Here is a 9,549-nt window from a genome sequence, read left to right on the forward strand (position 1 = left end):
AGTCTAGCAGCAGTATGCCCTATGATGTTCTTGCCTTCACGACCCTCAACTGGCTTAAGGCGTGAAATCGCCGGTCGCAAGATTGAGCAAGTGCAAGAATATCTGCAAGAACTTATTCCTTGCATTACCTCAGGAAGAACAAGTACGATAGTGACGCAGCTTGAAGTGCTAAGTGCTGTTAGGCAAAGTGACCTCTACTCGGATTAACCCCTCTGCTAATGCACTTTATAGTCTTTTTTAAGAAATGCATACATGACATTATCGACAAACCGATTCCTCCAATAATAATGTTCCTTCAATATCCCTTCTTCTCTAAAGCCGATTTTCTCTAACACCTTTCTTGATCTCACATTCTCCGGCTCTACCAATGCTTCAACTCGGTTTAATTCCAGTTCATTAAATCCGTATTCAATTATCTTTTCAATTACCTCTGTCATAAAACCTTGCTGCCAAAATTCTGGTGCTAGTTCATATCCGATTTCAGCTTTATAATGATTTTTCATCCAGCCATGGTATCCACATGTTCCGATTACTCTGTTTTCCGACTTCAATGTGATGCCCCAGCGAATGGCCTGCCTTCTTTCAAATCTTGCATTCCATTTTTCAATTAGTTCTTCTGCCTGTTTAATATTCGTAAAACTTTCCACATCATAAAACCTCGTTACCTCATCCAGCGAAAAATAACGAAATATATCCATGGAATCGTTTTGGGTTATTTGTCTTAGCACACATCTTTCTGTTTCTAGTCCGGGAAACTGAGACATAGTATTTCTCCTTTAATGGTGTATGTCATATACAAACTTATTTGTGGATTACTTAAAACCTTTCTTCCTTCCAAACTGCTCTCGCGCTCATTATACTACAATGGTAATTTTTAGGCACAAAAAGTACAGCACCTGAAAAAGTACAGCCCATGATTGGTCCTCCGCTAACGCTTGTGACAGGGGTAATTCCTTATGCGGGTATCCGCCCCTCGTAGTTTCCCTGCGGAATTTCATGCGAGGCGGTTTGCGCGGCTGCGAGGCATCCGCGAAGCGGTATGCGAGGATGATCAACGCTAACGCTCATCCTCGCTCTTATTTGTGACAAAAAGATCTGAAAACCGCGATCTGAGCAAAATAAGGACGATGGCAAGCGTTACAATTTTTCACACCCTGATTTTGCGCAAATAAGGACCATGGCGAGCGTTAGAATTCGAAAGGCGGTTGTTGCTCTGTCCGAAACATTGCCACGCCGCCCCAACGCTTGCCCATCGCTTATCCGATTGCCGTGCATCGCCTCCCAAGCATTGCCCATCGCTTGTCCGATTGCCGTACATCGCCTCCCAAACATTGCCCATCGCTTGTCCGATTGCCGCGCGACGTCGCCCCAACGCTGTGAGACTGCACGAACTTTTTCTCAGCAATTATTTTCATCTTCGATCTGGAACATTTTGCAAACATATTGCCATTTTTATGCACCCGTGGACGCGGCCCGGTCAAAACACTGCGCACAGCTCCCAGTGCGTGGCGTTTTACTGCATAACTGCGGTCGGTCGACTACATGATCGATATACTTTCCTTCGCTCTCCTCCGTTCTCTTTTTCCCTCTTTTGTTCCTTTTTTCTCTCCTTATTTCTCTTTTGCTTCTCTACGATCTCTTTTGTTCTCCATCGTTCTTTTGTTCCCTTTCACTCTTTTTCGTTCTCTTTTGTACAGAGCCCCCAATATTCTTAATCGATTCTTTACAAAACGATGACATAGCGTTGACAAAAGACTAGTAAGATTAAAAGCAAAGAACTGAAAAAACAGTAAATCATTTTTCATTAATTTGCAGAAAAAAATGAAAAAATTGGATTGACCGCCTAATGCTATTAATGTATGATAATGCCATGTAAACGCTTTAATTTAACATAGAATGGGAGATAGGGTGTTGCAGTTGACAAAAGTAACTTTGAAAGACATCGCAGATCGCGCAAATGTATCTATATCCTCGGTTTCAAGAGCTTTAAACAAGGCTCATCCGGATGCCCCGGTCAATGATCAGACAAGGGAACACATCATCCGGGTGGCGAAGGAGCTGGGATATCGCAAAATTAATTCGTCACAGAAGAGTAATGAAAATATTTCAGAAATCAAGGTTGGCCTAATATTAAACAATGTGAAAGCCAAATATCAGGATGCGTATTTTTCAGAAATTATCTTCGGAATTGAAAGCGAACTGCTCAACAATGGCATTACCCTGGATTTCACCTTTGAAGTCAAGGAAATTTTCAACTCGAATTTGTTCGCGGATTTTCCTAAGGAAAATCTGGGCGTTATCTGTATCGGGCCGCTGAAGTCGCAATTTCTGAACGAGCTGGCGAAGCAGGTTCCGCTGGTTTTCTCGGTTAGCGGTTTGCCACAGAAAAAGCTCGACTGCGTGACCGTTGATTTTCGCGATGCAGCAAGAGAAGCAGTGCAGTATTTAGTCGATCTGGGACATCGCAAAATTGCTTTTATTGGTGGCGGCTCCCCGGTCGGAGCTTCTATGGAGGAAGAGGAACGCACTCTTGGATATAAGGATGCGCTGAAGGCCAATGGGATCTCCATCGTTCCGGAATGGTTTTGTGATGGGAAATTTAGTCTAGCCAAAAGTTATGAAGCTATGGCGGAGATCTTGCGGAGCCCTGAGCGACCAACAGCCTTGTTTGCCGCAAGCGACATGATGGCGCACGGCGCCTATAAAGCGATCAAGGAAGCCGGTTTGCGAATACCGGAGGATTTGTCTGTCGTGTCCTTCGATGACATCGAAATGTCCGAGTTTGTAAGTCCTGCTTTAACTACTGTTCGGGTTCCTAAAGAAGAGATGGGCAGGACCGCTGTAAAGCTGCTGCTCCAGAGAATGACAGGGAAGCTTCCGCTTCCTATGAGCTGCAGCCTGCCAACTGAGTTGATGATTCGAAACAGCAGCGGCAAGAACCGATAACGAATTTTCCTAGGAGGAGGAAACATGGGACAGACACAAGTAGCGGCCGGTAAGGCCCCTTCCGCGCCGATGAACAAAAAGAACAAAGGACGTCGTCTCCTGCTCGCCATAAAGCGGCATTGGCGCCTATATGTATTGATTACGCCCGTATTGGTTTATTTCGCAATATTTCATTATTTGCCGATGTACGGGGTGCAAATCGCCTTTAAGGATTTTATCGGAACACGCGGCATATGGGGCAGCCCATGGGTGGGCTTCAAGCATTTCGAACGGTTTTTCGAAAGCTATTTTTTCTGGAGGTTGCTGAAAAACACTATCGGCATTAGCTTATACGAGCTGGCCGTTGGTTTTCCGGTGCCGATTCTGCTCGCCCTGATGATCAACGAGGTGCGGCAGAGCTCTTACAAAAGGTTTGTTCAAACCGTTACGTATGCTCCACACTTTCTATCTACCGTCGTTCTGGTAGGCATGCTCGTTATTTTCCTGTCGCCTACGAGCGGGATTATTAACAAAGCGATCGAAGCGTTCGGCGGAGAGCCGGTTTACTTCCTGACCGAGCCGCAATGGTTTAAAAGCATTTATGTCTTCTCTGGCGTCTGGCAGACGATGGGCTGGAGCTCTATCATCTATTTGGCCGCGCTGACCGGCATCGATCCTCACCTGCATGAAGCAGCCCGCGTGGACGGGGCAACCAGGCTGCAGCGTATCTGGCACATTAACCTGCCAGGCATTCGTCCGACTATCGTGATCCTGCTGATACTCAATATCGGCTCCATTATGGGCGTCGGTTTCGAGAAGATTTTCCTGATGCAGAACTCCTTGAATATGGAAAGCTCCGATGTCATCTCCACCTATGTATATCGAAGCGGGATTTTAGGAGCCCAGTACAGCTTCTCCGCAGCTGTCGGATTGTTCAACTCTATTGTCAACTTTATTTTGCTGATTTCGGTCAACCAGATCGCCCGCAGGTTGAATCAGGCCAGCCTTTGGTAAGGAGGAAACTATGAAAAAGCGCAATTTCAGCTTATTCGATGTAATCAACGGCAGTATTCTCGCCATTATTTGTCTGATCGTGCTTTATCCGCTGGTCTTTGTCATCAGCGCGTCCATCAGCAATCCGGCGGAGGTGGTTTCCGGAAATATGTGGCTCTGGCCGGTAGACATTACTCTCTACGGTTATGAGAGAGTATTCAGCAACTCCGATATCCTTACCGGCTACACGAATACGATTATTTATACTACCGTAGGAACAGCCATCAATGTAGCGATGACTATACTGGCCGCCTATCCGCTGGCTCGACCGAATTTTCCGGGGCGCAACATCATTATGGCGCTGATCGTATTTACGATGTTTTTCGGCGGCGGCCTGATTCCGACCTATATGGTCGTGCGCGAATTGGGAATGACGAACACCATGTGGGCCTTAATTATTCCGAATGCCGTCTCGGTCTACAACATTATCATTATGAGGACATACTTCCAAAGCAGCATTCCGGGAGAACTGCTGGAGGCGGCGGAAATAGACGGCAGCGCCGATTTTCGCAACCTGTTTCAAATCGTGCTCCCCTTATCCATACCAATTATTGCAGTTATGGTGCTGTTTTACGCCGTTGGGCACTGGAACTCCTATTTCAGCGCACTGATTTATTTAACCGATCGGAGCCTATATCCGCTGCAGCTATTTATGCGTGAAATATTGATTCAAGGGCAGATGGAGGAAATGATCAATCCTGCGGACACCTCGCATTCGGAGACGATTATGAATGAAGAAGCGGTTAAATACGCGATTATAGTAGTAGCCAATCTGCCTATTTTCCTGCTGTATCCCTTCCTGCAAAAGTATTTCGTGAAAGGCGTTATGATTGGGGCTTTAAAGGGATGAACCCTTTGAGCATATATGCTTTCAAGAAATTTAAGAATAGGAGAGGAAAAACATGACAGAAAGAAAAAAATGGCTGGGCATAGCGGGGTCGTTAATGCTTTCAACCACATTAGTAGCGGCATGCTCGAATGCTCCAAATTCGGAAGGTTCATCGTCTCCGAATAATTCCGAGACAAACCCTCCTGCAGAAGAAACAGCGAATTTCAATGCTACGGGTATGCCAATCGTCAACGAACAGATTGAGCTAACCTTCTTCACGGGACTGGCGGCAACGAACGGCAGCACGCCATTTGAAGAGCGTCTGGCGTACAAGGAAATGGAGGCGATGTCCAACATCAAGGTCAACTTCCAATTCGTTCCGTTCGACGGTTTGACCGAAAAACGTAATCTGGCGCTGGCCAACGGCGACTATCCCGATGCGTTCTTCACTGCCCGCATCCCGGCAGCTGACCTGATGAGATATGGAGCCGAGGGGGTATTCGTACAGCTGGACGGGGGGCTGCTGGAAAATTACGCGCCCAATCTGACCGCCCTGATGGAGAAATATCCAGACTTGCGCAAAGCGCTGACGATGCCTGACGGTCATATTTATTCAATGCCTTCCTTCTATGATCCGGAATTTCTCCCCATGCTGATTGGAACACCGCTGTGGATCAAAGAGGATTGGCTGAAACAGCTTGGCATGGAAGAGCCTACCACAATTGAGGAATATTATAATTTTCTGAAAGCTGTAAAAACGACAGACCTGAACGGCAACGGTCAGCTCGATGAAATTCCGTACAGCGGTACAGGGATTGCCTCATTCTTTGACCAAATTAAAGGAGCCTGGGGGCTTGGCACCCGTGGTCTGGGTCACAAGCATGTGGACGTAGATCCGGAAACGAACGAGCTGCGCTTCTTCCGCACATCGGACAGATATAAGGAAATGCTGGAGTTTGTCCATCAACTGTATGCGGAAGGGTTGATTGATAAAGATATCTTTACACAGGACAGCAAAGCTCTGTTCGCCAAAGGCTCGCAGGACTTGCTTGCCTCCACGATCAATTCGAACCCGATTACGCAGTTTAACGGCGAAGGCTATATAGGATTGGGAGCATTGAAAGGGCCGCATGGAGATCAACTGTATTCGAATATCAAGGTACCGATGGTGTGGGTCGGAGCATTCGCCATTACGGACAAAAATCCGCACCCTGAAGCAACCGTTCGCTGGATGGATCATTTCTTCAGCGAAGAGGGAGCCATCCAGTTCTTCATGGGGAAAGAAGGCGAAAGCTACACGGTGAACGATGACGGATCGCTGGAATTTATGGACCATATCAAGAACAATCCGGACGGATTAACGCTGGATCAGGCGCTTACCAGCTACGTCAGCTGGATGGGCGGCAGCTATCCGGGCTACGTTCATCAGAAATGGTTTAAAGGCTCGGAGACGCTGCCATCCTCCGTCGAAGCCGGGGAAAAAGCAGCTCCCTATCAAGTGGAGGAACTTTGGTATAACTTCAACTTCACCCAGGAGGAAACGGAGTTCATGAGCACGATCGGCTCCGATATTCACAGCTACATTACGGAAATGGAGGCAAAATTCGTGAACGGTTCCGCCCCCTTCTCCGAATGGGAGAAATACGTGCAGACCGTACACAGCATGGGTGTAGACAGATATCTGGAAGTGTATCAAGCTGCGCTTGAGCGCTATAACCAAAACTAGTATAAGTGAAAACAAGATTAGTATAAATGAGAACAAGCTGTTGGGGTAATTCCCGGCAGCTTGTTTTTATGTGACGAGGTAAATTTACATTCGTTATTATGGCTGCCAACAAAGGCAAAAAGCTGATGCCGAAAGGACGGTTGCGCCCAGAAGGTCACCAGCCTATTGTGGTCTAGAAGGGTTGTTCTTCAAACAAAGCGTTTAAACAGCTTGCATTCTTCATCGAATTGACGAGCCTTGTCCACAGCTTCACTCCATTCATCCCCATTGGCCAAATAGTAAAATACATGAATGGCAAATAAGAGACTTGAATTCCCTTCGATATCGTCTACAGGCGCTATGTAGGTTAACCCTCTTCTGTGCAAAAAAGCATCGGCTATATGCTGTTTTCCTGTAGAGCATCCCAAATTGATAATCACTTTATTAGTTATCATGCAGCAAGACTTAATTTCTTCCCCGGTTAAGGTTGGCTCACCATCTATCAAAATACCATCATCGTCGCCATGGCAGCACAAAATGATTGTCTCCCTTGTAGGGATTTCTCCTTTTAATATCTTCTGCAATTCTATTTTCGATCCAACCCAATGAGTATCTACACGGTAATTGAACCATTCCAAGGTGCTTCTTAAAGCTTCAGGCTCTTGTCCGACAAAGCCTACAACTACCAGCGATACATTTTCTTTTTCCACATAGGGAACTTCGTAATTGTCCAACCAAATATCCTCCTCTTCTATATGTGCAGCTCCTTATACCATGTGGGCTTTGCGGTATACGGAAGGGTTCATTCCCATCACGCTCTTGAATGACTTGCTTAAATGGTGTTCGTCCGTAAAGCCGCAGCGCTCTGCTATATCGGCCAGGGTCAACCGGGTATGGACAAGAAGGTGTGCGACGCGTTCCATGCGCTGTTTGGTCATATATTTGCTTGGCGTTAAGTGGAACTCCTTTTTGAACATACGGGTCAGCTGCACCTGGCTGATTCCCAGCTGCTGCGCCACCTGCTTCAAGGCAGCCCCTGAATCGACATGCTCCTGCAGCAAATGTACCGCCCGCTGCACGAACGGGTCTTCGCTGATCAGCACAGATTCCATTAAATTAGCGGCCTCCATCGCGAATAATTGCCACAAATCACGGAATAAATGCTTCTTGTAGTTCAGTCCCGCTTCAGATTGCAGCGATGTTGTTTCCCGCAGCAATGACAAGGTGGAGCTCATTCGCCGATTGTTCAAAATTGTAATCTTCCCGTTGGCGGGAATCAAGTCCGGTGGAGGGATCTGTCCATGTTTCCAGTCAAAGCCGATGAAATGGAAGGACAATCCTCTAGTCGTACGGTAAAAAGTCGTTCCGGGGCGACAAAAAACCATATCCCCTGCAGCGGCTTTCCCGTTTTTATCCTCCATGCGGTACTCGAATGCGCCGGAATCGACGATAAAACAGCTCCAATGCTGGTAGGTGTCATACGGTTTTTGGAATTGCTTTGTGTTTTCAACGTATACATGAAAAATCAGCTCTGGATTAGACCGCCAGCCTTCGTTCATCATCCCGCCCTCTTTTGAAATTATTTACAAGAAATATGATAACCTTTTACATTAACGTAGTAAATGTTTTGACCTATCATTAAAATAAATACAAGGAGGAGGTACAACAATGAGCGAACATATGCTTAACATCAGCGGCGTACTGCCGCATTTGACAGCTGCTGCTGGGATTGACGGAGCCCGCTCCGAAACGGGAATTGGCGCGGTGATGCCGTGGGCCAACAGACTTTGGTTCGTTACTTACGTGGCTCATAGCGCAGGCACCGGCACGGGCACCGGGTTGTTTGAGGTAAACGACAAGTTCGAAATCGTGAAGCGGCCGGAGAGCGTAGTAGGAACGTATGCCAACCGGATCATTCATGCGAAATCCAATCAGCTCATGATCGGGCCTCATTTTATCGATACGAAAGGAAATGTGAGAACCGCTGAAAGCTTGGTCGGCCACCGGCTGACTGCTTGCATGCCGCATTTGACAAACCCGGACGAAATGCTGTACGTATTGACCATGGAAGGCCTGCTGTTTGAAGTAAACGTGAATACCTTGCAGAGCACTCAGTTGTTCGATTTGTTGAAGGAGCTTAAGGTGTCCCCGGAATGCTGGCCTCACTTCAAGGGCGGATGGACGAAAGACGGCCGCGTGGTCGTGGCCAATAATACTTATGATGAGCACGAATATACCGGGAGAAAGAGCGATGGACGATTGGCCGAATGGGATGGCAGTACATGGACCATTTTGGAGGAGAATCCGTATTGTGAAGTTGCTTCCTCGGGCAAAAGTCCGTTATTCGCCACCGGCTTTGACAAAGCCTCTGCCATTCTGCGCGTGTTTACTCATGGAAAATGGTTGAAATATCGGCTGCCTAAAGGGACACAGGCAATGGACCATATGTGGTTCACGGAATGGCCTAGAATCCGGGAGGTGGAGACCGAGCGCCTGCTCATGAACTTCCACGGACTCTTCTATGAGCTGTCTCATACGGCGTACGGCGGCAAAGTATGGGGTGTCCGGCCTATATGCACGCATCTGCGCATGGTTCCGGATTTTTGTTCCTGGCGAGGCCTGCTTGTGCTGGCGGGCAATCAGGTGACGCCGATTTTCGATACGAATCTGCTTGCTGGAGAGCCGCAATCGAACTTGTGGTTTGGCAAGACGGACGATCTGTGGCAATTCGGCAAGCCAAAGGGATGGGGCGGCCCCTGGTGGGAAGACGAGATTCGCGCGAACGAGCCGTCCGATCCTTATCTGATGACCGGATTCGAGCATAAGGTGCTGCATATTGCGCATGAAGCAGACGAGGAAGTGAGCTTCGTCATCGAAGTCGACTTCTTGGGGAATGGAAGCTGGAAGCGATATAAGGAAATCAAGGTAGCCGCACACGGCTATGAGCACCACGAGTTCCCGACCTCCTTCAGCGCCCATTGGGTGCGTATCATTCCGGGAAGCGACTGCAAAGCTAGCGCACATTTTATTTATAATT

Annotated in this window: 9 protein-coding genes; 6 read left to right on the forward strand and 3 right to left on the reverse strand. The window is 47.5% G+C overall.

Annotation, left to right across the window (positions count from 1 at the left end; translation table 11 throughout):
- Positions 1-207, forward strand: a 207-nt coding sequence (locus PSHG_RS31220; RefSeq protein WP_210436477.1) for a hypothetical protein, incomplete at its 5' end; no start/stop codon positions are given.
- 8 nt (positions 208-215) lie between these two features.
- On the opposite strand, the gene PSHG_RS17595 is transcribed toward PSHG_RS31220, so the two are convergent.
- Positions 216-764: a GNAT family N-acetyltransferase gene (locus PSHG_RS17595; protein WP_010275460.1), complete on the reverse strand. Its 549-nt coding sequence runs from the start codon at positions 762-764 to the stop codon at positions 216-218.
- Positions 765-1,911: 1,147 nt separating this feature from the next.
- Here PSHG_RS17595 and PSHG_RS17605 point away from each other — a divergent pair.
- From PSHG_RS17605 to PSHG_RS17620, 4 genes are all read left to right on the forward strand, one after another.
- A complete protein-coding gene (locus PSHG_RS17605; protein ID WP_010275466.1) occupies positions 1,912-2,946 on the forward strand; it encodes a LacI family DNA-binding transcriptional regulator in 1,035 nt (344 codons plus the stop codon).
- A gap of 69 nt (positions 2,947-3,015) precedes the next feature.
- Complete coding sequence (locus PSHG_RS17610; RefSeq protein ID WP_235782084.1) at positions 3,016-3,939, forward strand: ABC transporter permease; 924 nt, start codon at positions 3,016-3,018, stop codon at positions 3,937-3,939.
- Positions 3,940-3,949: 10 nt separating this feature from the next.
- Positions 3,950-4,828, forward strand: a complete 879-nt coding sequence (locus PSHG_RS17615; RefSeq protein WP_010275472.1) for a carbohydrate ABC transporter permease — start codon at positions 3,950-3,952, stop codon at positions 4,826-4,828.
- Between the two features lie 52 nt (positions 4,829-4,880).
- Entirely contained in the window at positions 4,881-6,533 is a 1,653-nt protein-coding gene (locus PSHG_RS17620) for an extracellular solute-binding protein (protein WP_010275474.1), read from the forward strand.
- A 188-nt stretch (positions 6,534-6,721) separates the two neighbouring features.
- Here PSHG_RS17620 and PSHG_RS17625 read toward each other — a convergent pair whose 3' ends face one another.
- Both PSHG_RS17625 and PSHG_RS17630 read right to left on the reverse strand, forming a co-directional pair.
- Entirely contained in the window at positions 6,722-7,246 is a 525-nt protein-coding gene (locus PSHG_RS17625) for a hypothetical protein (RefSeq protein WP_010275476.1), read from the reverse strand.
- 33 nt (positions 7,247-7,279) lie between these two features.
- Complete coding sequence (locus tag PSHG_RS17630; protein ID WP_235782077.1) at positions 7,280-8,074, reverse strand: helix-turn-helix domain-containing protein; 795 nt, start codon at positions 8,072-8,074, stop codon at positions 7,280-7,282.
- Between the two features lie 106 nt (positions 8,075-8,180).
- On the opposite strand from PSHG_RS17630, the gene PSHG_RS30925 reads away from it, so the two are divergent.
- On the forward strand, positions 8,181-9,549 hold a 1,369-nt coding region (locus tag PSHG_RS30925), incomplete at its 3' end, for a hypothetical protein (RefSeq protein WP_010275485.1).

The organism is Paenibacillus senegalensis JC66 (assembly GCF_000285515.1).
Taxonomy (GTDB): domain Bacteria; phylum Bacillota; class Bacilli; order Paenibacillales; family NBRC-103111; genus Paenibacillus_L; species Paenibacillus_L senegalensis.